The following is a 21,399-nucleotide window of genomic DNA, read 5'->3' as shown; positions in this document are numbered from 1 at the left end:
ACAGCAGGGATATCCGAAGGGGATACAGGGATGAATGAGGATTTACCTCATTTCATCCGGTTATGTAAGGTAATGACCAGGGAATTATTCTAACGACAGCTTATTGACCCGCATCTGGTATTCGTCAATAGCCTCACGAACCATATCCACGTTGTCCGATGCCCTTTGATGTGCCTCTTCCATAACTTTTTCCAGTTTACTGTCGGGAAATTGGAACAGGTCCGTGATAACGTGGTTTATTTTGTCAATACTACTTTCCTGGGTATTCTTTATGTCTTCCAGCTTGGAAAGAATTTTCCGCATTTGCTCTAATTTCTTCTCATCATCCATAACAATTTGATTTAGAGATAAAATATACTACTTTTCTTATGATTACACAAATGCTTTTCTTTGTGGGTTTAAATAAATGACAGTGAATCCGGAACAAAATCCGGTTGTTTTTACCGAAGAATAAAAATAAAAATATCCCCGACAAGACATTCGGTGAACGCTTTTCGGGGATATTTTATTTCCGGAAGAAAGATCTAAAGGTCCAGTTTCAACTGGTTCAGTTTGTCCGTAATCTCTTTGACCTCACTTTCGGAAAGTGTTTTTTCCGTGGCCATGGCATTTTGTACCGCCTGGGCCTCATTTCTGGCACCTACCAGGGCAATGGTAATTGCCGGTTGTTCCAGGGTCCAGAGAATGGTAAGCTGTCCCAGTGTCAGGCCTTTGGCATCTGCTATCGGTTTTATGCTTTCCAGGAAGGCATTGGTTCGTTTCAGGTTCTCATCCTTGAAATAATGATTGGAAGCCCGGTGGTCGCCTTCGGCAAACTGGTGTCCCGGTTTTATTTTTCCGGTTAGCAAACCGCGTTGCATGGGGCTGTAGGCCAGTATACCTTTTTGATGTTCCAGGCAATATGGAACCACATCTGTCTCTATATCTCTTTGTACCATACTGTATGGAACCTGGTTGGAAGCCAGGGACACGTACTTTTCCGCTTCAGCCATTTGTTCCGCACTGTAATTGCATACCCCGGCATAGCGTACTTTTCCCTGTTCTATGAGTTTTGCAACCGCCTCCATGGTCTCCTGGATGGGCGTAGTGGAGTCCGGCCAGTGTATCTGGTAAAGGTCTATATAATCCGTGCCCAGTCTTTTCAGGCTGTCTTCACATTCTTTAATAATGCTTTCTTTTCCGGCATATTTATAGATATCAATATCCCGGCCCGCATTGTCCCTGCTGCTAAAACCGAAATCCCCTTTTACCAGGTCCCAGCGCATACCGTATTTGTTGAGTATCTGAACTTTATCCCTGGGAATATCCTTGATGGCTTCCCCGACGATTTCTTCGCTGGTGCCCTGGCCGTAAATGGGAGCGGTGTCTATGGAAGTTACTCCCAATTCATATGATGCCTGTATGGCACGTACCGCATCCTTGCGTTCGGTACCGCCCCACATCCATCCCCCGGCGGCCCAGGCGCCAAAGGTAACAACGGATACACGGAGATCGGTATTTCCTAATTTTCTGTACTTCATAGCTGTTTTTTTATGTTAAGATATTTAGAAGTCAAGTTATTCAAAATTTGTTGCTCCTCAAGAGCGTTAAGGTTATGTGGTTGGGTGTTCCTGTTACCTGGATTGCTAAAGTAAAACGAATTTTTTACAAGGCAATACGCTTCCCACGGAGTGCAGATTGCCTGGCTGCCTCCAGGATTTCCACTACAATAAGGTTGTTTTCCAGGGAAGAAAGATCGTTTTTGGTAGTGATCTTTCCGGACAAAGCCGCTTCCAGGTACGCTACCTGGTCTTTGAAATAATCTTCGGATAGCGGGATGCTTTTTGTTTTCCGAACGCCTTCCCCCGCAATAAGGGTATTCCCGTCCACGGCATGCAGGGATGAACTTTTGCCGTAGACTTGCAGGTCTTTTATACCGTAAGACCAGTTCCAGGAAGCCTGGATAATACCGGTAGCCCCGTTTTCGTATTCTATCAGTATAGTAGCATCGTCATCGACATCAGGATAGATATCCGGTTTTATTTGTCGGGTTATTGCGGTTACGGCAACAGGTTTTTCCCCGTTCATCAGCCAGGTCATCAGGTTGGCGCCATAGCATCCGAAATCCATCAGCGCCCCGGCGCCGTTCTTTTCCGGGTCGGTAAGCCAGTCCAGGAAGTCCTGGCTGCATCCGATCTCTTTTGGCCCCTGGTGCCCGTCTTTGGCGATCATTCTTTTTACAGGGCCGAAACCTTCGCGTTGTGCCTGTTGTTTCAGCATCTGATTGCTGCCGTACCAGGTCGTTTCGTAATTGGTAAATACGGGAGTGTTATTTTCCTTGGAAAGAAGGGCAATCCGCCTGGCCTGTTTGTTGTTTACGGCAAGAGGCTTTTCTACCATGAGCGGAATTTTCTTTGGCAAACATATTTCTGCTATAGCTATATGTTCGGAAATAGGATTGTAAGCGAGCACTGCATCCGGGCGTGTTTTTTCCAGCATTTCCTTCACGGTATCGTAAAAGAGCGTGTCCGGCAGATCGTAATTTTTTTGCAGCCGTTTTATAAGCGCCTTATCCGGTTCGGCAATGCCCGTAATATTTACCCGGTGCTGCCTGTATTGATTTAAGAGAACATGAATGTGGTCGTGGGTCATTCCGGCTACCGCTACGTTCAGAAGTTTGTCCTGTCCAGCCACATACTGAATGGAGAGGGCAAAAAACAAAAGGTACCACGTGGCTGCCGGCTTTAATTGTCGTTTCATTAAATGTGTTTTTGGGAATAATATCGTTCCGTTCCTTACGGTTGAAGGAAAAACAGCGGTCGTATTATTTCGGTTTTAAAAACAGAAAGGGAACGACTTTGTTTGTCGCCCCTTCTGAAATTTTATGATATCATATTTACAACTTACCCGATGACTTTGTCAGAAGTTCCGAGATATTTGGTAAAAGGTTGTGCCAGAAGTCGTTTTCCGGTTGCTTTTTTAATGGCATTGGCCAGGGCCCCGCCTGCGGGTGGCAGGGCGGGCTCTCCCAGTCCTGTAGGAGAAAGTCCGTTCTCTATAAAATGTACTTCCACTTCAGGAGCTTCCTGTATCCGGATAAGCCGGTATTTCTGGAAATTATTTACCTGCGGCATGCCATTATTAAAGGAAAGGTCGCCGTACATGGCATGTCCTATGCCGTCTATAATACCACCTTCCACCTGGTTCCTGGCACCGGTGGGGTTGACTACAATGCCGCAATCTACCACACAGGTCACTTTTTTAACCAAAGGCATTCCTGAACGTTCGTCCATAGTAATGTCCACAACTTCCGCTACATGGCTGTTGTGACAATAGTAAGCGGAAAAACCCTGGTATATACCCGCAGCGACAGGTTTACCCCATCCGGATTTTGCAACCGCGGTACGAATAACCTCCTGCATACGTTCCGGGGAGTATTGTATCCTTTCGTCAGTTGAGCCTTTTACTTTTTCCAGCAGGTCTAGCCGGATCTGAATAGGGTCGGCACCGATGGTCTCAAACAGTTCATCCAGGAAACTCTGCTCGGCAAAAGCCAGGAAATTGGTATATGGCGCCCGCCATGGCGCCGTGGTAATACGGCTTTTATAGTTGGCCACATCTACCTGGTAATTTTCAATGGCCCCTGCCGGGAAGAAATTAGGGATCAGGCCGTACATATTGTTATTGATCGCAGCTTCCTTAAGATGGTACCCGGTGATCTTCCCGTCTTTTACCGATGCCGCGATCCTGTATTTGATGGCCGGACGGTACTGTCCGCAGGTCATATCGTCCTCACGGGTGTAAAACACTTGTACCGGTTTGCGGATGGCATCGGAGACCTTGGCAGCTTCCATAACAAAGTCTCCTATCAATCTCCTGCCAAAGCCCCCGCCCATACGGGTCATATTTACGTTTACCTTTTCTATGTCTACGCCCAGCTCTTCCGCTACGGCCTTCTGACTTCCGGCCGGGGTTTGTATGGGCCCCGTCAATTCCACTTTATCGTCCGTAACGTGGGCAAAAAAGTTCATGGGTTCCATACAGGAATGTGGCAGGAAGGGCGATTCGTAGGTGCGTTCGATAACCTGGTCTGCCTCTGCAAAGGCTTTTTTTATGTCTCCGTCAGAACGAAGGGTTTCAAAATCATTTCCGTCCAGGAGCCCCAGTAAAATGCGATCGTGATCTTCGGTGCTTTCCAGTTTCTCACTGTCCCACTCAGCCTGTAGTTTTTCTTTTCCTTTTTTAGCGGCCCAGGTATTGGTAGCTACAACGGCAATTTTATCATCGATCCGGATTACATCGGTAACACCACTCACTTTTTTGGCCTCCGAGTCGTCAAAGGACACCAGTTTACGGCCAAATGCCGGTGGGCGCATAACACAGGCATAGTGCATACCTTCCTGCCGGTAGTCCAGTCCGAACAACGGTTTGCCGCTGATTATCTTATCGATATCCACATTCACGGCATCGTGTCCTATGATTTTGTATTCCGAAGGTTTTTTAAGCGGTGCGTTTCCTTCTATTTCCAGGGTAGCTGCTGCTTTTACCACATCGCCGTAACCCAGCTTGTCACCGTTGGTATTGGTAATGATCCCGTCCGAAGCATTACATTCGCCGGGAGATACATTCCATTGCCCGGCTGCGGCATAGATGAGCATTTGCCTGGCATTGGCCCCGGTTTGCCGGAGAATATCCCATCCGTGCCGTATGGACTGGCTTCCCCCGGCAACCTGCCGGGTAAAGTTTTTGGTATCCAGCGGGGCCTGTTCTACATATACATCTTTCCAGGGAACATCCAGTTCTTCCGCCACGATCATAGGCATAGCGGTTTTTACGCCCTGGCCTATTTCCGGGTTGGGGGAGAAGATGGTCACTTTTCCGTTATCGGCTATTTTTATATACGCATTGAAGTCGCTAAAGTTCAGTTCCGAAATATCCTGTGGCATTTTGGTTTCCGGTTTGCAGGAGTTCAGGAAATTAACCCCTATGAGAATGCCACCGCCGGCCAGTGCAGTCGTCCGCATAAAAGATCGTCTGCTGAACGTGGTTTTGGTCATTGTTTCTGTCATCATTAAAATAGTTTTGGGGTTAACTCATTTTTTCGGCAGCGAGGGCTACTGCCTTTTCGATACGGACATAAGCAGCACAACGGCAAATATTTCCCTGCATGGCCCCCCGGATATCTTTGCCCGACGGGTTGGGATTATCGCTTAAAAAAGCAGAGGCTGTCATAATTTGTCCGGCCTGACAATATCCGCATTGCGGTACATCCATTTCTTTCCAGGCCTGTTGTACCGGGTGGGAATTGTCTTCCGAAAGACCTTCGATAGTAGTGATTTTACGATCTTCGACCTGGGCTACCGTGAGCAGGCAGCTTCTTGTGGCATCTCCGTCGAGGTGAACGGTACAGGCGCCGCATTGTCCTATACCGCAACCAAACTTGGTACCTACCAGTTGCAGTTCGTCCCGTAAGACCCATAACAGCGGAGTGTCACTTTCGACATTTACCGTATGGGGCTTACCATTTACAGTAATTTTAAAAGTTGGCATAATAAAGTTAGTTTAAATAAGTCAGTGTGTTTTTTAATTGCTCCAATAAGATAGGGATATTTTGATTTTGTCCCCGGTATGTTAAGAGTTGTTTAACAATTTTAACACCGGGCCCGGCATTTTGATATTCAGAAGACAATGATTTTTGCGTTTTTCGCATAGAAGTAAAGAAGGCCGGTAACTGTGTTTAGTTCTTTTTTTGGGGTGTGCAGGTTTGCCAGGGATTGTTTTCGGAATAATCAGTATGTAAGAAATTTCTGTGATTAATAATCGGCAAGATATAAAGGTTCAGGGACGGGTTATATGTGCGTGTCCGCTTTTGTCCGCTTTTGGCCGTTTTTGACCGGTTTTGACCGCACGGATACGGACTTCCTTCGGGTGTTGTTCGGGTCTTCTTCGGGTTTCCTTCGGAAAAAAGGATGTTTTTCCGAACAAAACCCGAAGGAAACCCAAAGGAAACCGGGAGAAGATTATGGAAAAAAGTGCCTGTTATGCGAAGTATGAACAAAGCAGGAACGAGTGATTATCTTCACGGTGCCGACTACCAGCCCGGAGATTTAGACACTCTCTCAGCCAATAGGAAAAAGTTTCAACGGGTTCGGCTTTTCACTTCCCTGTATAGAAAGAAACAGGGCAAAAAAATTCCGGACCTTCTAGCAAGGCCCGGAATTATTTTTTGATCTGTTGAAAGTAAGGACTCCCGGACTCATTTTTGGATTTTTCGGAGTCCTTGTTTCAAAAAGATTTACTTTTTAGATTCTTCCAAAGATACTTTACGGAAATCTTTCATAAGCTTGCTGATTTCCAGAGCGGCTTTACGAGCCCTTGTTCCGGCAGCTTTGTTTCCTTTTTCAACTTGTGTTTGAGCTTCCGTGTTGAATGTCTCAATTTCGGATTGAATTTTTTCTAATAACTCTTTCATTTGAATTTTGATTTAAACAATGAGCGGCGAAAATAAATAATTTTAAATACATGTGCGGCATAGAAAGCATGCGTATTTGCTGAATTTAGGACGGATAGTACCATTTTTTCGTTCATTTGCAGGAATCCGGTGAAATCGAAGGACGAGTTGCAGCCTTTTTCGTCTCCCCATGATATCGGGATTCATTGCTCCCGATGACTCCTATCGGTAGCAGTTTCTATATATTTTAGCTACAGATACACCGATATATTAAAATGATCTGTGTATCCGGGACAAAACATATTTTCCGTCTGCCGGGAACTTATAGCCTTCCGGGGAAGATTAAGATGTTGCCTAGGAATTAATTTTTCAATTTTCCGGGAGAGATGCCATATTTCTTTTTAAAGGCAGTGGTAAAGTATTGCGGGGTCTGGTACCCGCAATAATCCGCAATTTCCTGTATACTTTTTTCACCGCTTAAAAGCTGTTCTTTTGCGGCATTAAGGCGTATGTCCCTAAGATGCCGGAATACGGTGGTCCCGAAAAGAGATTTAAATCCTTTTTTGAGCTTGAACTCGTTCATACCCGAACTCCGGGCCAGTGTTTCCAGGGAGAAATTAGCTTCAAAATTTCCTTCCAGCAAATCCTTAACGTAATGTAGTTTTTCGATATCTTCTCGCTGCAATACTTCAAAACCGGGTGTTTCCGTATGATAGGATTCCAATTGCAGCATGAGTAATTCCAGTACTTTGGCCTCGATATAGAACCGTTTCAGCATTCCCTGTTTGTCGCAGTTAATGATCTGGTTGAGGACGATTTGCATTTCCGGAGTGATCTTACGGTTATGATTGTCCAGAAAAGAAGTTTCCTCTTTTTCAATACTGGCCAGAAAACGATCTAATAGTTCCGAATGTCCCCGGGCCACCCTTTTAAAGAATTTTTCGGAAAGGTGTATTTCCAGCATTCTGCCGGGAAGGTCCTGCCGGGAGTGATAAAAATAACCATCAAAATAAGGAGTGTAAAAAAGGTTCTGTTCCCCGGACCTGAAAGTAGTAAAAAGACAGGGATTACCTGTGCTCCCGGCACTTGTGTCCCCGGAAATGGAGAAGTGCATTTCAATGACCGAACTGTCACAGTCGGCTTTGAATTTCAGGTTTTGGTACACATCCGCAACTCCATAGGTAATATGTATACCTTCAAACCACAATTCCTTGTAGTGCTCTTTTCCGAAAGCCATATCAAAACGGAATTCCCTTTCATCGATCCCCGACGGTACACGATAGTCGGGTGGCAGGTCTATTTCGTAGATAAGCTCCCGTAAATCCGATGTTCGAAGACTGAATCTCATATGCTCCCTTTTTTATAAAAAATGCTCCCGTAATTGTAAATGAGGTACTTTGAAATGTCGCAATTTTGTACAAAGATAGTTATTTAGAATAAATCTAAATTGTTATGTCAGAAAGAAATGATTTCAACGAACTGGCGGCCCAGTTACAATGTCCAAATGGCGAAACGGGAATAACGATAGGGGACCGTATGTTTCGTACTAACGGAAACATGATCCGTAAAACAATAGATTCTATGGATATTCTGCCCTGCGACCGTATCCTGGAAATAGGGTTCGGTAACGGAAGGCACCTGGAAACCTTGTATAAAAAGGAGCCTATGGTAACTTATTACGGCGTAGATACCTCAAACCTGATGGTAGACCGGGCCCGGGCAAACAATATAAGCCATGTGCGCGACGAAATGGCCGTCTTCCGGCAAACGGACGGCGTACAATTACCATACGATAATGCTTTTTTTGACATCGCTTTTACCGTAAACACCATTTATTTCTGGGAACATCCGGAAATACAATTGCGTGAGGTACACCGGGTACTGGCTCCGGGCAGAAGTTTTTACTGTGCCTGGGTAGACCGTGCATCTATGGAGGCTCTTCCGTTTGTAGACGGACGTTTTACACTTTATGGTATTACGGAAGTAGAACGGCTGTTTTGCGCTCATGGCTTTTCCGTTATTACTTCCTGCGCTTTTGAAGAACAGGTACAAAATAATGCCGGAACCGAACACAAGAGAAAATACTGGATCATAAAGGTCCAAAAATCGGCCTTATGACCCTTCTCCCGGGACAAATTTCGTTTTGCAAATCCGGAAACAACTAAAACTATCAAGATTATGAGGGTAAAATTGCCGGAAGGTATACGGGAAGAGAGGATTTTTGCCGAATCGGTCTTCCTGTCTAATGAAAACGGGATTTACAACGTATATTGTCTCCCGAAAATCCATTAGTTATGAATATCTTTGGTTTTTAACATAGAAATTCACGTTAACATAGAAACTCATGGTGAAAAAGAAAAACCTGCTGTACAGCAGGTTTTCCAGGTGAGATTACGATATAAGATCTTTGTTATTCCATATTAAGCGCTTGCCGCATTTTGTGATAAATCTCGTTGTTTTCGTAGATACCGGAAAATAATTCTTTTCCTTTTCCCGTGGCAAATACAGGCACATGGGTACCGGTATGCTGATCGGTGATAAAATATACGGCTACTTTTTGCGGGTTTTCTACCGGTTTTCCGGTTTTCGGATCGGTATCGTAAAATTTACCAATTGCGGTCCCGCCGGTTTCATGGTCTGCGGTAACCACCAAAAGGGTATTCGGGTGCTCTTCTATATAATCGAGGGCTACGCCCAGGGTTTTATCAAAATCAAGCACTTCCTGCACCATCATTTCAGGGTCTTTGGCATGCCCGCCCCAGTCTATATAAGAACCTTCAACCATAAGGAAAAAAGGTTTACCGGCGGTTTCGAAATATTTGAGGGCTTTGGTTGTGGCCTCAGGCAAAAAATCACCCCTGCCCTGTACTTTGGAAGGCATGCCTTCGGGGGCGAGCAAAAAACCGTTTCTCCTGGACGGGTCTACCGTAGTCATATTTACAGAGTCCATATGATAATCTTTTGCCTGAAGTTCGGCGTATAAATTTCTGCCGTCTTCCCTTTTTGTAAAATACTTCAACCCGGCCCCGGCAAAGAAATCTACATTTTCCTTCATCATTTCCATAGCAATAGCTTCGTGCATGTCCCGGTTTTCCACGTGGGCGTAAAAAGCTGCCGGGGTGGCATGAGTTATGGAGGTAAGGCTTATGAGTCCGGTGTTATAGCCTTCGGTTTTCAGGTCTTCAAGAATAGTAGGCATGGCAATGGTATCCTTAGATACGCCGATGGCTTTTTTATATGTTTTTTCTCCTATGGAAAAGGCAGTGGCTCCGGCGGCAGAATCGGTGATCCGGTGACTGGTGGAAGAAGTTTTGCTCAGCCCTATAATGGGAAATCTTTCAAAATTGGATATAGTATCCATAAAATAGAATGCAGAGGATACCTGCGAAAGTCCCATACCATCACCAATCATTAAAATAATGCTTAGCGGTTCTTCCGGAACAATGGCGGAAGTATCCGAAACATTTTCCCTGCCTTTTTCCGTAGTACATCCTATGGCAATGGTGAAGAGGGTTGTTATTAGCATCGGTTTGAACAAAAATCTCATATCTCTGGTATTTATCAAAAATTTAAAATGCGTACGGCAAGAAAAACCTTCTCTTGCCGTACTTGTTTATATAATGGGGTAGTCCGCTTATAAGTAGCTTAATCTGTTAGTACCCTGGATTCTGGACCAGGTATCCCGGGGTATTGGATGAGCCGTCTATAGCTGATTGCGGTATAGGGAATAACCTGTGCCTTACATCGGCATCGGTTTTTTCTGTCCAGGTATCCTCATAATGCCCGAAACGGATCATATCGGTACGCCTGGACATTTCCCAGTACAATTCAAAGCCGCGTTCCCGATAAAGGATATCCGGATCGATGGAAGTGAGTGCCGCGGGAATGGGAGCGCGGGCGGTTCTGGATGTTCTTACGAAATTAACGTCGGACAAAGCACCGGCATTATCTCCTTTTCTCAACCTGGCCTCGGCACGCATCAAGTAAATTTCGGCATAACGCAACAGTACAAGATCTACACTACTGTAATTATTCCCGTTGGGGGAGGTATGGCTAAACTGGTATTTGGAAACGCGGTAACCGCTGGCATACCCGTTATTGGCAGTAAAATCGACATCTAAGGAGTGGTTTACATAGTATTCCATACCAGCTTCCCTTCTTTCGCCTACGGCATAAATTCTGTACCCGCCATTGCAGGTATAAAAATTACCGTCAGGGTCTTTTCTCGGCGCCCACGGTGTACCTCTCATAATCCCCCTGTCAATCTCGAAATTTTCGGCGGATACACAGATATACCGATCTTCGTCATTTTGTGGTGTAAAACCGTCGAGGTCCTCATATTCGGCAGGAACATTTACGTTCTTTTGATAGAACCTGGCATCGGCGTCAGCCGGGTCCGTGCTACCGTAAGCGTCTACCCAGCTCTGGTAGAAATCGGGCGTAATGGCGGGACCGTCCGTACCGTCTGCATCGGGATATTCCGGTCTTGGAAATAAGGAACCGGACAAAGACCAGTAGGCCCAGCGGCTATGGTCGTTTCTCAATATACCACGCTGATCCAGTGCAAAGATTAATTCCTGGTTATCATGGTTATCGTCGTTGAACAGGTCAAAGTACTCCGGAGACAGGGTAAAATTACCGGAATTAATAATGTTATCGGTATATTCGATGACCTTATCCATGTCTTCCGTAGAAAAACTGGGGTTGCCGTATGGATCGCGATAAACGGCCGCATTGAGGTGCAACTTAGCCAGAAAGCCCCAAACTGCCGCCTGGGTCATTCTACCCGGTCCCTTGTCTTTGTTTATTACATCTACCACAGACAAAAGTTCGCTCTCAATATAGTCTATGGCTTCCTGCCCCCGAAGTATCTCGGACATGTCTTCCGAAGATTCTTTCTTAAATGCCAGTCCCCAGCTGTCCAGCATCAGCATATTTAAATATGCCCTCAATGCTTTCATCTCATAAAGGGCCGCCTGTGCTTCCGTATTTGTTTCCGCCAGCGGGATCAATACCTCAATAGCGGTTACGGTTCTGGATATATTGGTAGTCATATAGTTCCAGGCATCCCCAACCAGGCCGTTACTTGCGGTAATGCTATGTGTATGCAGTTCCAGGAACCGGCCACCGTCATACCATTGGTCTCCGCCACGAGCCGGCAAAATGGCTTCATCCGAAGGGATTAGTTGTAAACCAAAATACCTGGTATGCCGGAAGGTTTGCGGAAGCAGTCCGTAGGCAGGAGCAATGGCACCGCTGATAGCTTCAGATTGTCCGCTACCCGTAAGGGATTCATCCAATACCTGCTCTTCCAGATCGGTACAGCTAAGGCTCATTAAAGAACTGATTGCCAGTAATGCTATGCTAAGTTTATTTTTCATTTTCATTCTTTTTAGAGGTGATTAAAAGGATACATTTAAGCCAAACAGGAATGTTCTTGCTTTCGGATAGGTATACCTGTCAATTCCGAAAGTTTGAATTCCCCCCGATGAATTTCCTGTATTCACTTCAGGGTCGAATCCGCTATAATCGGTGAGTACAAACAGGTTTTGACCGGTGATACTGAACCGTATGTTTTTTATATAATCTGTCATCCCCAGAAGTTTAGGGTCCAGGTTATATCCCAGGGTAGCGTTATTGAGGCGCAGATAATCCCCGTTTTCCAGGTATCGTGTAGATACTTCGTTGGTATTATTTAGCACTTCTTCCTCGTATTCAATGGCTTTATCCGTAGTGTTAAAAGACAATGCCAGATTTCCCTTGGTAAAATTGGACATGGCGGTGTGGTTATAAATCTGGTTTCCTGCCGCACCGTTAAAATTGAGGTTCAGGTCAAACTTCTTATAGAAGAAATTGAGGTAGAACGCGTAGGTTACATCTGGCAGGGCTTTGCCCACTATCATACGGTCATTGTCGAGGATTTCGCCATCCCCGTTGACATCACGAAACTGGCTAAACCCATCTTCGTTGATACCCAGAAACTCTTTCATGTAAAAAGTTCCTATAGGTTCTCCGTTCAGATACCCGTTAATGGTAGCCCCTGTTTGTCCGGCGCCCTGGGCGGCCCCGGTAGTAAGTACCTGGTAGGGAGAGTTCTCTACTTTGTTTTTGGTAAAGGCAGCATTACCGCCAATGTTATAAGAGAAATCTCCGTTGCTCCCGTTGCTCCGGTAATCCAGGGAAATCTCCAATCCGTTATTTTTGATTTCCATGTCCGGAATATTTGTCCAGAAGGTATTGGTAGGTTGTATCGGGTCGGACGGAACCACTTCAAGCAATACGTTTTCGGATACTTTATTGAAATAATCGAGTGTACCTGTCAATTGGTTATTGAACAGGCCGAAGTCTATACCGACATTGGCTTGTGTAGAAACCTCCCATTGAATATCGGGATTGGCAAGACGTGTATAAACGGTACCGAAGGGATAGGCATCCAGGCTGTTTACATTGTCGCTGAGCGGGTAGGTGTCGTTATCCGCCCGGCTGTCCGTATAGCTGGCTTGGGTGATCTTGGAAGGGATCTCCTGGTTTCCCGTACGTCCCCAGCTGGCCCTTAGTTTCAGATTGCTGAAGGGGGTATTGATCATAAAATTTTCCTGGCTGATATTCCACCCGGCAGCAACAGAAGGAAAATAACCGTACTTGTTGTTTTCCCCGAACTTGGAAGACCCGTCTGCACGCATGGTCACCGTGAGCAAATATTTGTCTGCAAAGCCATAGTTTACCCTCCCAAAGAAAGATTGCAACTCATTTTTAATGGCATCGGACCATCGGGACACCGGATTACCCGCAGCTTCGATCTGGTATCTCGGATCAATACCGTTGTCCGGAAAATTTTCATATTCCCATCCCCTGGCTTTATAGAGAGTTTCCTGGTAGGTATGACCTACCAGAAATGTCATATCGTGCTGGCCTATGTTCTGCTTGTAGGTAAGGTAATTTTCCACCAGGGTGTTGGTGTTACTGGTATAAGTAAGATTGAGGGAACCAATTTCGTCTTCCCGTGCCGTGTAGGGTTTGTTTTGCTGCTCCCTGTCCGTATTGGAATAATCCACACCGAGGTTTAGTTTATAGGTCAATCCCTTGACGATTTCTACAGAAGGGGAAATATTGGCCAGGATACGGTTATTGTTGGCAAAATCCCCGTATAACTGTTCCCGTACGAGGGAATTGAACTGATCTCCGTTTATTACGGGAGTGGGTTCGCCATTGGTATAGGCCGGGTAAGTAGGGTTAGACCGCAGCATGTCTGATATAATGGTGGTGGTTAACGGTCTTTTGTTTTCGGTCCTGGTTCCGGACAAGTTTAGTTCTACTTTAAAACGATCGTTCAGCGCTTTTTGCGACAGGTTCAAACGTCCGGAATAGGTTCTCAGGTCACTGTTTCTCAAAATACCTTCCTGGTCATTCACCCCGGCAGATCCGTAGTAAGAGAACTTTTCGGTACCGCCGCCCATGGAGAAATTGATGTTTTTGGATATGGCTGTCCTGGTAAATTCGTCCTGCCAATCCGTATTTGCACCTCCGTCTCTGAGGTTACCGCCTACCCGGGCAACCTGCTCCCGGAATTCGCTGGCGCTGAAAACATCTATCTTGTTAGCCAGTGTGGACAGGGCAGTAGATACGGTAAGGTTCATCTCGGCACGTCCTTCTTTTCCTTTTTTGGTGGTAATCACAATAACCCCGTTGGCCGCCCTGGCACCATAGATAGCAGCAGCAGATGCGTCTTTCAGAACGTCTATTTTTTCAATGTCGTGAGGGTTAATAAAGTTTAAAGGATTGGTAGGTACCCCGGTAGAAGTATTATCCAGCGCAAAACCGTCAACCACATAAAGTGGCGTTGTCCCGGAACGCAAACTACCTATACCGCGTATGATAACATCCTGCGAAGCCCCGGGCTCGCCGCTAACCGTAGAAACGTTGACACCGGCAACCTTACCTTGTAAAAGCTGTCCGGGATTGGTTACGATACCTTTGTTGAAATCTTCCTGCTTTACGGACCCGATAGAACCGGTAATATCCGTTTTTTTCTGTGTACCATATCCCACTACCACAACATCATCTAATTGAGCGGCATCGGGAATTAACTGGATGTTGATCACAGAACGTCCGTTAACCGAAATTTCCTGGGTTTTGTATCCCAAATACGATACTTGCAGAAAGGCATCATCTTCCACGTCTATGGAAAAATTTCCGTCGAAATCCGTAGTCGCACCATTTGTAGTACCTTTTTCAATGATAGTAGCCCCTGCCAGCGGAACACCGTTTTCATCCGTAATAATACCTGTTATGGTTTGGAAGGCTATATCCAAAACCCTTTCTGTAACCTTCTTCTGGTTTACATCAATAGAGATGGTATGATTAATTCTTCTGAAAGCAAGACTGGCATCTTTTGCAATCCACTCCAGGATGGAACGCAGCGATTCATCTTTGTATGAAATATCATAAGTTTTGCCCAGCCTCTCTATTTTTCGGTCATACACAAACTTAAAATCCGTCTGTGCCTCAATGTCTTTAAGGACTTCTACCACGGTAGCATCCTTAACGGACAAGTCTACTTTATAGCTTTCCAGTTTTTGTCCTGCCGCATCGGAAGCAAGTACCGGGTTTAGTAACGCCCCGGCAATCAGAAAGCAAAATGCATGGAATGTCAATTGAATAAATTGTTTTAAAGTTAGCAATTTCATAATTTCACATAATATTTAATGGTTATTCATATTTGTAAGTATTAAATCGTATGCAGTCTGTGATCGCTCGCCAAAGTGTTGCAGACTGCTTTTTTGTCATAGAAAAACTACATCATAAACTTTGTTTTTGTGTTAGATTGGTTATTAATCGGTACATCTTCCCTTAATCAGGATTTTATTGTCTTCGAGGTATTCGTATTGCAGGCCTTTTTTGGTATATTGTATACTTTCCAGCACTACTGATAGTATTTCATTGTTATATATAGCGGTGAGATGACAGTTTTTGAGCTTTTCTTCGGCAAAGACAAACGTTACGCCATACCAGGCTTCAAGAACTTTGGTTACCTGGAGCAGCGAGGTGTCCTTGAAGTGGATAATACCGTCTTTCCACTGTATAAAGTTTTTGATGTCTGTTTTTCTCCGGGAGATCCGGTTAGACTTTTTGTCAAACACGCCCTGTTCGTCCGGTCCCAGGAATACTGCACTACTGTCTGAGGCTACTTTTACTTTTCCGGTAGCTACGGTAATCGTTATTTCTTCGTTCTCCGGAAAGGTATGGATGTTAAAGGAAGTTCCGAGAACGGTGGTGCGGATTGCATCAGATTTTATAATAAAAGGTTTCTTCGGGTTCCTGGCCACGTTAAAGAAGGCTTCACCGGTAAGTTCCACTTCGCGGGTATCGCCGGTAAACTTTTCGGGAAATTTTATGGTACTGCCTGCGTTGAGTCGTATTTCGGTGCCATCGGTAAGGGTAAGGCTCAGTTTTTGTCCCCAGTCCGTACTTTTTTCCAGGATAGTTATGGGGGGTGTTTTCGCCGGGGTATTCCATTTGAGGTATATGGAAAGCCCGAGACCGAATAGGATAATCATCGAAGCCGCTATTTTTCCCCAGGCAGCCCATCGGAAAGCACCGCCGCGGGATACGGAATCATTGATGGAGTTTCGCAGCCTTTGCCCTGTATGTCTTTTGTGTTGCGGGCTGTTAAAAACCTCTTTTTCTCTTTTATACAAAAGGCGGCTGTCAAATTCTTCCAGGAGCAGTTCTTCCTTGTGGCTTATGGTACCGTCCTGGTATTTTTTCATTAATGTTTTTATCTCGTTTTCGGTCATTGTGCTTGCATTACACCTTAGAGTACCAAAAACACACAGGCACGCACATGGCCGGATGCAGTGTTAACAATAGCTTAATCTACGGATGTTTTTCGTTAACTTTTTGGTAAAAGAGCCAGCCAAAATCGTAGCGCGAAGGCCTGGCATTTTCTGTAGTGTAATGTGACGGGGAAAAGGGGAGAGGGGGCTAAAAAAAGAATGCTTTCACTATGGAGAGTTCCCTTCGGAGTTTGCCCAGGGCCAGGGACAACTGGTTTTCTACCGAGCGCTGTGATATCTGTAGTTTTTTAGCTATTTCCTTATTGCTGAACTGGTGAATGCGGCTCAGCGTAAAGATCTCCTGGCACCGCTGCGGAAGTTCCGAAATAATGACCTGTATCCGTTTGGAGAGTTCGGTAAAGTCCTCTTCCAGTTCCGTCTCGGCAGGTGTGGTAATGGTATTGGCCGTTTCTATCTGTATGGCTGTAAATTTCGAATCTCTCAGTACGTTATAGCAGCGATACCGGATGGCCCTGTACAGGTAGGGTTTTATATTCCGTATCTGTACCTCTTCCCTGCGTTGCCAGTAGTCGATCCAGACTTCCTGTACCAGGTCTTCGGCAACCGCGCTATCTGAAACAATAGAAGCAGCATATATGTACATGGGTTCCCATAACAATGCAAACAGATTGTTAAATGCGTTCCTGTCCGAGTTCCTGACCTGTCCGGCATACTTCTCAATACTACCTTTTTCGCTATAATCCTCTTTCATTGAACTGATTTAAACCCTATTCCAACTTTTTCTTTTTGAATTTCCAGGAGGTTTGATATGATAAAGCAGTAAGTAGTTATCTGTTCGTTTTGAAATTATGATGTCTGACCTATGGGGTTAATCATTCACCATACGATTCGGGCACAAGTTGGTCCATAATATCTTTTTCTGGTTGCCGGGATTAAAGGATAATATTCAAAAAATTCGCGGCAATAACAGGGCTGCTTTTCCTTGATCGGCATACAAAAAATTAAACAGTTTCATTAGGTGCAAAGTACATAAAAATTGAATAGAGGTATATTATGATATTGTAAATTCAGAACAGCGCCATATCTATGAGGGATTCGCAATACAGATATATTTAACATAAAATTAAGTTATCCCTGCGAATCGTAATACTGCATTAACCTTCTCATTTCGGCAATCCGATATTTTTGGATAAAACTTAAAAAACTAAAAACCGAAATCTTACATTATGAGAAAACTTCACTTAATTCACACATTTTTAATGGTTTTCCTTACAGCTTTCATATGGCTTGGCTGTGACGACGGAGAGGATGGCCTGGATGGCGTAGATGGTAAAGATGGTATAAACGGCGAAGATGGCAAAGATGGTGAAGACCTCACCGAACAACCTACCATGTTCGAAAATAAATCGGAAACCAAACCATTGGTTGCCATGTCCGGCCAGTTCAATTTTGTTGAGGCCTATTCCCTCATCAGCACACCCGATGTCATCGGGGAAGACTTTCAACTGGCGGGTTCCGCGGACGGGGCAGGCTTTTTAAAGGATGGTGACGGTTATATCTATGTGGTGAACTGCGAGGACAGCTATGCCGTTTCCCGGATATTTCTCGATGAATACCTGAACCCGGTCTCCGGCGATTACCTGCTGAACTCCGGGGTGGCCGATTATGCCCGTCAATGTTCCGGTACTATGTGGGAAGCTGCTATTCACGGCGGTTCCAAAGATTTATTTCTTTCGGCTTCCGAAAGTATCCACTATCATGTAAAAGGCATTGACCCCTGGGTAGAATCTCCCACACCTACAGCCGATTTCGGGCTGGATGCCCTGGGGCAGTTTGCCTGGGAAAATGCCGTGCCCCTTCCTAAAAACGCCTATCCCGGAAAAACAGTTATCATAGGAGGTGACGATGATTCCAGCGATTCCGAAGGACAGGTTATAGTGTACTATTCCGAAAACGGTGATGATGACCTGGAAAACGGGAAGATATACGTACTGAAAACCAAACAGGTTTCCGATGGGGAAAGAGGAGTTGCCAATGCAGAAGATGGCATGGCGTATAATGAGTCCAGCTTTGACCGGGGTTTGACGTACGATGTGGAATTTGTAGAAATAGAAGACGGGGCTTCCATGACAAACAGCGAAATGGAAAATGCCTGTATGGCCGTAAATGCCACCCAGTTTATGCGTGTAGAAGATGTAGATTACCAGAAAGGTTCCGATGCCAATGCACGTAATGTATATTTCAACGTTACCGGGAGAGGCCCGGGGAGTGGTACCTATAACGATTGGGGAACCGTTTACAAACTGGTTTTAGACGAAGATACGCCCCTTACCGGGAAACTTACCCAGATCGTCAGCGGTAATACCGACAGCAATAATATGGATGGTAACCTGGCCGAACTGCAAAGCCCGGATAACATATGTGTTACCGAAAATTTCATTTACTTTCAGGAAGATCCCAATTCCTTCTCCCGTGGACATTCGGCATATATCTACCAGTCCGATCTCAACGGGGCCAATATTTCCAAAGTACTCGAACTGGTGGTTCGGCAGGACCTTTCGCCAAATAACAGTAGCGGGCTAAGTGGAGAATTCGGATCGTTGATCGATGTTTCCGATAAAGTAGGGGTAGACGGGACTTTCCTTCTTGCCGTACAACCGCACTACTGGAAAAATGACAACTTTATGAACCTGGATGGCCATACCAATACGGAGCGTGAAGATAACCAGGCATCACAAATAGTTTTACTCAAAGGATTACCTAGATAAGCCCCTTTTCTTAACCATCAATTATAATTAGAGGGTATCTTCAATATAGAAGATGCCCTCTTATGTATCCGTATGATTACAAAATAAAGCCAAATGCGCAATACCATTTTCTACCTGTGTATCCTCACATTGTTAAGCTTTTCCTGCAAACACGAAAAAGTAGAACAACTACCGGATTGGGACAAAACACAGCAATACTATACAGAAGCCATAAACGACGCCATTCGCTATACCGATTCACTCCGTGATGAAGGTGTGAACGGCAAAAACACCAAGACATTTTTTAAAAAGCTACGGATAGCCTTTAAAAAAGCCGAACCCTATGCAGCTTACCTGAATCCGGAAGTGGGGCATAGGGTAAACGGCCCCGCCCTGCCTGTTTTTTTAGATGACAACCAGAGAGTACTTCCTCCCGTAGGATTACAAAAAATGGAAGAGAGCATCTACGAAGGCGGGGTATCTGACGAGGAGTTTTTGTACGAAACCGACATCACCCGTGGTATGCTGGTCGTGCTGCAAAAGGAAATGGAAAAAAGAGCGTTGAATGCCCAGCGCTTTTTTATAGCGACCCATCAACAATTGTTACGTATAATAAGTTTTTCCACTGCGGGATTTGACACCCCGGTGAGTTACCTGAGCATCGCGGAAATAAAAACCTCCCTCAACACCTTAAGAGAAACATATACCAGGAGTATACGCCATTTCATCATAGAAAAAAACGATACTTTGGACAAACAGTTCATACAACGGCTCGAACAGGCAGAAACTTTTGTCACCCAAAATCCGGACTTCGAAACCTTTGATCGTTTTGGATTTATTCGCGACTACATGAACCCCGTAACCCGGGCATGGGTAGAGATTCGTAAAGAATCCGGTGTCTGGGAACCTTCGGGTAATTACCCGTTTAATTTTGATGCTCCCACTTTTTTTGAGGATAACAGCTTTGACCTCGGGTATTTTACGCCCAATGTCAACAAGAACCCCACAAAAGAACAAATAGCGTTAGGGAAAATGCTGTTTTTCGAACCCGCCTTATCTTCCGGGGGTACTATGGCCTGTGCCACATGTCATATACCCGGAAAAGCGTATGCCGATGGACTGGTATCCAATAAAGATAACCGGGGAAGGCCGTTAAAAAGAAACACACCAACCTTACTGAACGTAGCCTTTCAGAGATCGTTTTTCTGGGATGGTCGCTCCGAAGACCTTCTGGAACAGATATCCTCGGTATTTACAGACCAAAACGAATTTAACACCCATGTACACGAATTCAATACCGATATTTTAAAAGACAGTACCTATGGTGATAAGTTCCGGCAGGCTTTTGGCCATGTCCCTAAAAATAACCGCGATATTATCCGGGCGATTTCCTCTTACATAAGCACCCTCAATAATTTTAACTCCAGGTTCGACAAGAATATCCGGGGAGAGGAGGATAACTTTACAGCGGCAGAGAAAGAGGGGTTCAACCTGTTTATGGGAAAAGCCCTGTGTGCCACTTGTCATTTTATTCCTTTAATCGGCGGAACAGTGCCACCTTTCTATAAAGAAACAGAAAAAGAAGTCATCGGCGTACCGGAGACCGCCGACAATAAAATGCTGGATGGCGATGAAGGATTTTACTGGAAATATGAAGAAGCACTGCATCGGGGCATGTTTAAAACACCTTCCATACGAAACGTAGCCGAAACAGCGCCCTATATGCATAACGGGGTCTACGAGACTCTGGAAGAGGTAATGGACTTCTATAATCAGGGAGGAGGAGGCGGACTCGGTTTTGACCTTCCCCACCAGACCCTGCCCTTTGATAATCTCGACCTCACCCCGGACGAACAAAACGCTATTGTCGCTTTTATGAAAACCCTGTCCGGAGAAAAGGTAGTAGACGATTATTAGCCCGGGGCTTCGATACAACGGCCTGAAGGCCGTCGCTCAGCCACCTCTGTTTTGGTTTTTTTAGTATGGCAAAAGCAAACTTTAATGGTGCAAAGGTGGCTGAGCGATCCGGTGGCTTCGATACACCCTTCGCTGCGCTTGGGCACTCAGCCACCTCCGCTATGAGTGCCTAACCTGGAACCTGGAACCTGGAACTGACTAAGCCTAACATAGGTTGCCTTTTTTCTTAAACTTAATGTATAATGAAAAAAGGACAAGAACACAGAGTGTTTGATTTAGGCCTCAAATTGCAATTAGTCAAGCAGATTGAAAAGGGAGAACTCCGGGTTCGTGATGTTAGCCAGCTTTATCAGGTAAGTACCACGGCGGTATATAAATGGTTACGTAAATATTCCGATCTTTACGTGAGTAATACACGAATGATAGTGGAAAGTAAAAGTTTATCAAAGAAGCAAAAAGAGCAGGCAGAGCGCATTAAGGAGCTGGAACGGGCTTTGGGTCAAAAGCA

16 protein-coding genes are annotated in these 21,399 nt (G+C 45.1%); 4 read left to right on the top strand and 12 right to left on the bottom strand.

The features are described 5' to 3' along the window. Positions 1–84: 84 nt before the first annotated feature. The 7 genes from ACVBDU_RS04800 to ACVBDU_RS04770 form a co-directional block, all read right to left on the bottom strand. Positions 85–330, bottom strand: coding sequence for a hypothetical protein (locus ACVBDU_RS04800; protein WP_447178627.1), 246 nt, complete (start codon positions 328–330; stop codon positions 85–87). A gap of 194 nt (positions 331–524) precedes the next feature. Next, entirely contained in the window at positions 525–1,520 is a 996-nt protein-coding gene (locus ACVBDU_RS04795; RefSeq protein ID WP_447178626.1) for an aldo/keto reductase, read from the bottom strand. A 124-nt stretch (positions 1,521–1,644) separates the two neighbouring features. After that, the gene (locus ACVBDU_RS04790) at positions 1,645–2,739 is read right to left on the bottom strand and encodes a Gfo/Idh/MocA family protein (protein WP_447178625.1); all 1,095 of its coding nucleotides are present in this window, start codon (positions 2,737–2,739) and stop codon (positions 1,645–1,647) included. 143 nt (positions 2,740–2,882) lie between these two features. Beyond that, the gene (locus ACVBDU_RS04785) at positions 2,883–5,051 is read right to left on the bottom strand and encodes a xanthine dehydrogenase family protein molybdopterin-binding subunit (RefSeq protein ID WP_447178624.1); all 2,169 of its coding nucleotides are present in this window, start codon (positions 5,049–5,051) and stop codon (positions 2,883–2,885) included. Positions 5,052–5,067: 16 nt separating this feature from the next. Continuing rightward, on the bottom strand, positions 5,068–5,529 hold the full coding sequence (locus ACVBDU_RS04780) for a (2Fe-2S)-binding protein (protein WP_447178623.1): 462 nt from the start codon (positions 5,527–5,529) through the stop codon (positions 5,068–5,070). A 745-nt stretch (positions 5,530–6,274) separates the two neighbouring features. Beyond that, positions 6,275–6,451, bottom strand: a complete 177-nt coding sequence (locus ACVBDU_RS04775) for a BF3379 family histone-like protein (protein WP_447174122.1) — start codon at positions 6,449–6,451, stop codon at positions 6,275–6,277. Positions 6,452–6,791: 340 nt separating this feature from the next. Continuing rightward, a complete protein-coding gene (locus ACVBDU_RS04770) occupies positions 6,792–7,778 on the bottom strand; it encodes an AraC family transcriptional regulator (protein WP_447178622.1) in 987 nt (328 codons plus the stop codon). Positions 7,779–7,882: 104 nt separating this feature from the next. Between ACVBDU_RS04770 and ACVBDU_RS04765 the strand changes: the two genes are divergently transcribed. Beyond that, positions 7,883–8,548, top strand: a complete 666-nt coding sequence (locus ACVBDU_RS04765; protein WP_447178621.1) for a class I SAM-dependent methyltransferase — start codon at positions 7,883–7,885, stop codon at positions 8,546–8,548. A gap of 292 nt (positions 8,549–8,840) precedes the next feature. Here ACVBDU_RS04765 and ACVBDU_RS04760 read toward each other — a convergent pair whose 3' ends face one another. The 5 genes from ACVBDU_RS04760 to ACVBDU_RS04740 all read right to left on the bottom strand — a co-directional run bounded on the left by ACVBDU_RS04760 (position 8,841) and on the right by ACVBDU_RS04740 (position 16,978). After that, entirely contained in the window at positions 8,841–9,956 is a 1,116-nt protein-coding gene (locus tag ACVBDU_RS04760) for an alkaline phosphatase (RefSeq protein ID WP_447178620.1), read from the bottom strand. 127 nt (positions 9,957–10,083) lie between these two features. After that, the gene (locus ACVBDU_RS04755) at positions 10,084–11,811 is read right to left on the bottom strand and encodes a RagB/SusD family nutrient uptake outer membrane protein (RefSeq protein WP_447178619.1); all 1,728 of its coding nucleotides are present in this window, start codon (positions 11,809–11,811) and stop codon (positions 10,084–10,086) included. 21 nt (positions 11,812–11,832) lie between these two features. Further along, entirely contained in the window at positions 11,833–15,117 is a 3,285-nt protein-coding gene (locus ACVBDU_RS04750) for a SusC/RagA family TonB-linked outer membrane protein (RefSeq protein ID WP_447178618.1), read from the bottom strand. 144 nt (positions 15,118–15,261) lie between these two features. Then, on the bottom strand, positions 15,262–16,200 hold the full coding sequence (locus tag ACVBDU_RS04745) for a FecR family protein (RefSeq protein WP_447178617.1): 939 nt from the start codon (positions 16,198–16,200) through the stop codon (positions 15,262–15,264). 214 nt (positions 16,201–16,414) lie between these two features. Next, complete coding sequence (locus ACVBDU_RS04740) at positions 16,415–16,978, bottom strand: RNA polymerase sigma-70 factor (RefSeq protein ID WP_447178616.1); 564 nt, start codon at positions 16,976–16,978, stop codon at positions 16,415–16,417. A gap of 475 nt (positions 16,979–17,453) precedes the next feature. Between ACVBDU_RS04740 and ACVBDU_RS04735 the strand changes: the two genes are divergently transcribed. The 3 genes from ACVBDU_RS04735 to ACVBDU_RS04725 all read left to right on the top strand — a co-directional run. Further along, the gene (locus ACVBDU_RS04735; protein ID WP_447178615.1) at positions 17,454–18,995 is read left to right on the top strand and encodes a hypothetical protein; all 1,542 of its coding nucleotides are present in this window, start codon (positions 17,454–17,456) and stop codon (positions 18,993–18,995) included. Positions 18,996–19,088: 93 nt separating this feature from the next. Continuing rightward, entirely contained in the window at positions 19,089–20,891 is a 1,803-nt protein-coding gene (locus ACVBDU_RS04730; protein WP_447178614.1) for a cytochrome-c peroxidase, read from the top strand. Between the two features lie 242 nt (positions 20,892–21,133). Next, positions 21,134–21,399, top strand: a 266-nt coding sequence (locus ACVBDU_RS04725; protein ID WP_447178008.1) for a transposase, incomplete at its 3' end; no start/stop codon positions are given.

Source organism: Sinomicrobium endophyticum (assembly GCF_052983315.1).
Note: the sequence above shows the minus strand (reverse complement) of the source record. Positions and strands in the feature narration are given on the sequence as shown.

Excerpts from the sequence above, each read along its gene's own strand:
- ACVBDU_RS04800 (WP_447178627.1), bottom strand. The coding sequence starts at position 330 with ATGGATGATGAGAAGAAATTAGAGCAAATGCGGAAAATTCTTTCCAAG.
- ACVBDU_RS04795 (WP_447178626.1), bottom strand. The coding sequence starts at position 1,520 with ATGAAGTACAGAAAATTAGGAAATACCGATCTCCGTGTATCCGTTGTT.
- ACVBDU_RS04790 (WP_447178625.1), bottom strand. The coding sequence starts at position 2,739 with ATGAAACGACAATTAAAGCCGGCAGCCACGTGGTACCTTTTGTTTTTT.
- ACVBDU_RS04785 (WP_447178624.1), bottom strand. The coding sequence starts at position 5,051 with ATGATGACAGAAACAATGACCAAAACCACGTTCAGCAGACGATCTTTT.
- ACVBDU_RS04780 (WP_447178623.1), bottom strand. The coding sequence starts at position 5,529 with ATGCCAACTTTTAAAATTACTGTAAATGGTAAGCCCCATACGGTAAAT.
- ACVBDU_RS04775 (WP_447174122.1), bottom strand. The coding sequence starts at position 6,451 with ATGAAAGAGTTATTAGAAAAAATTCAATCCGAAATTGAGACATTCAAC.
- ACVBDU_RS04770 (WP_447178622.1), bottom strand. The coding sequence starts at position 7,778 with ATGAGATTCAGTCTTCGAACATCGGATTTACGGGAGCTTATCTACGAA.
- ACVBDU_RS04765 (WP_447178621.1), top strand. The coding sequence starts at position 7,883 with ATGTCAGAAAGAAATGATTTCAACGAACTGGCGGCCCAGTTACAATGT.
- ACVBDU_RS04760 (WP_447178620.1), bottom strand. The coding sequence starts at position 9,956 with ATGCTAATAACAACCCTCTTCACCATTGCCATAGGATGTACTACGGAA.
- ACVBDU_RS04755 (WP_447178619.1), bottom strand. The coding sequence starts at position 11,811 with ATGAAAAATAAACTTAGCATAGCATTACTGGCAATCAGTTCTTTAATG.
- ACVBDU_RS04750 (WP_447178618.1), bottom strand. The coding sequence starts at position 15,117 with ATGAAATTGCTAACTTTAAAACAATTTATTCAATTGACATTCCATGCA.
- ACVBDU_RS04745 (WP_447178617.1), bottom strand. The coding sequence starts at position 16,200 with ATGAAAAAATACCAGGACGGTACCATAAGCCACAAGGAAGAACTGCTC.
- ACVBDU_RS04740 (WP_447178616.1), bottom strand. The coding sequence starts at position 16,978 with ATGAAAGAGGATTATAGCGAAAAAGGTAGTATTGAGAAGTATGCCGGA.
- ACVBDU_RS04735 (WP_447178615.1), top strand. The coding sequence starts at position 17,454 with ATGAGAAAACTTCACTTAATTCACACATTTTTAATGGTTTTCCTTACA.
- ACVBDU_RS04730 (WP_447178614.1), top strand. The coding sequence starts at position 19,089 with ATGCGCAATACCATTTTCTACCTGTGTATCCTCACATTGTTAAGCTTT.